The 1,286-nt window shown below is 37.2% G+C and carries 2 protein-coding genes; one reads left to right on the top strand and one right to left on the bottom strand.

Features of this window, described 5'->3' with window-relative positions; translation table 11 throughout:
- The first annotated feature begins 603 nt into the window (after positions 1 to 603).
- On the top strand, positions 604 to 879 hold the full coding sequence (locus tag LZ24_RS16970) for a hypothetical protein (protein ID WP_144686893.1): 276 nt from the start codon (positions 604 to 606) through the stop codon (positions 877 to 879).
- Between the two features lie 225 nt (positions 880 to 1,104).
- Here LZ24_RS16970 and LZ24_RS17750 read toward each other — a convergent pair.
- Positions 1,105 to 1,286 (bottom strand): hypothetical protein (locus LZ24_RS17750; protein WP_222427701.1); only part of this gene is annotated, 182 nt, incomplete at its 5' end.

Below are 1,286 nucleotides of genomic sequence, written 5' to 3'. Positions count from 1 at the left end.
AACAAATAAAAACTTTAATCTCAAAGCCATACATCCAATTTTAGCACTTTGTATAACGTTTGTAGGTGTATAATTTATCGGGAATTTAGGTTATATTAATGAGATAACATATGGAGGGGATTTGGTGGTATGGGGGAGAGATTCTCATAGTAGAAATAAATTTTTCTCTTTAAGTTTGGGTGGCTATCTTAATATTTATCAGCATTGCGAGTTTTCTGTTATTAGTGAACAAGATGCTGGATGCTGTTTTTAAATCCACAGATTTCTGAGCATTTTGTAGACTATGGTCGCAATCTTTTTCATGGTAGCTGTTATGCAGCTATTAGATAAGGCTCCTTTCTGAATTGTATAGCGGATATTTTATCGTTACACCGGTGACAAAAACGCCAGATCTCTTCCGGATCATGCTACTTAACGGGCACAAAGGCACTAGTGTTCATTGGCCTTATTCCGGTTGCAATAACAAACGCAACCGGAATAAGGCCGATAAATATATAAAAATCTGAATTTAAAAGAACTATAGTTGCTCAGAGGTTGCCTTTTTTCGGTAATGGCTATTTTATTGGCTCAACGGTTTTTTGAAATTAGATAGGGAGTAAGGCATTGATTTTTTATGAATATTATTTGCTTTTTGATATTCTTTTAATTGTATCAGGTTTGTATATGGGGGCTTCATATTTATTTTTTGTTAAGACATTAAGGAGCTATGGAGGCGATATTGGTGTGAAGATTGATAATTTTAATTCTTTTAATTTCTTTTATGTTTATAAAAGTTTTTTTACGTTACAAAATCAAAAAAATAAATTTTTTACTTTTGCTTATTATGGCCATTTTATTTCTTTAATATTAACCTTAATCCTTGGATTTTTTTTAGAGTAACCTAGGCTCTGTTGACATTTAGCGTAGCCATATCAAAGCTGACGCAAAACGCAAAAAAGACATGTAATTTTTTGCCCACTTATCAAATCGTGAGAAAATACGGTGGAATTGTTTGATTTTACCAATCAACCAAACCATAGGACACCCAGTGCGCCGGGATAAGCTGGCATGAGATTGGAGGTGCAAGTCCTCTATCCGGTAAGGTGTAGCGAACCGCCGGAGACCTTAAGTCATGGGCTGCTGCTCGTGAGGGTAGTGGTTAAGCGTTGACAGGGGAACATACAGGCTCGGTATTGAGCTTTTGAAATCAGGGTTGGGAATGCTGACCGTGTTGGGTGAACGTGAAGGCAAAACAGCCTGCTGCGTGCAGCCAGCAGCAGGCTGTTTGTCTGCGTACAGTCCTCGAA

The sequence above is a fragment of the Desulfobotulus alkaliphilus genome, assembly GCF_007830435.1.
Taxonomy (GTDB): Bacteria; Desulfobacterota; Desulfobacteria; order Desulfobacterales; family ASO4-4; genus Desulfobotulus; species Desulfobotulus alkaliphilus.
This window is presented reverse-complemented; position numbering and strand designations above follow the sequence as displayed.